General features: G+C 67.7%; 1 protein-coding gene. It reads left to right on the top strand.

Going from position 1 to position 567, the window contains the following annotated elements:
* Positions 1-461: transposase (locus KUG41_RS15415; RefSeq protein WP_216905063.1), on the top strand; the 461-nt coding region annotated here is incomplete at its 5' end.
* Positions 462-567: the final 106 nt, after the last annotated feature.

The raw sequence follows: 567 nt of genomic DNA, 5'->3' as shown, positions 1-567 counted from the left end.
ACCTGGGCCACTGCCTGATGGAGAACCGCCACGGTCTGGTGGTGGCCAGTGAGGTGACCCCAGCCGATGGGTATGGGGAGCGGGCGGCGGCCGTGCGGATGGCCCGGTCACTCCAGGGTGCGCACCGGAAGACGCTGGGAGCCGACAAGGGCTACGACACCAGGGATTTCGTGGCCGACATCCGCTTTGCCGGAATCACGCCCCATGTGGCGCAGAACATCCAGGCCCGCCGCCGCTCCGCCATTGACGGGCGAACCGCTCGGCATCAGGGCTATGGCAAGTCGATCAACGCCAGGAAGCGGATCGAGCAGGTGTTTGGCTGGATCAAGCAGGCCGCCGGGCTGCGGCAACTCAAGGCCAGAGGCCGATCCCGAGTGGGAGCGGTGTTCCGGCTGCATGTGGTGGCCTACAACCTGATCCGCCTGGCCAACCTGCTCAGTCCGAGGGAGGACCTGGCATGAAGGTGGCGGAGCGGGCCGAGCGGCGGAGATCGACCAGCTGGGAATCGACACGGACGCCGCGGAGGACCGCCGGATTCGCCGAGCAAGACTCCCGGCGGGAAAGCCA

The organism is Synechococcus sp. CCY 9618, assembly GCF_019038415.1.
GTDB lineage: Bacteria > Cyanobacteriota > Cyanobacteriia > PCC-6307 > Cyanobiaceae > Cyanobium.
This window is presented reverse-complemented; position numbering and strand designations above follow the sequence as displayed.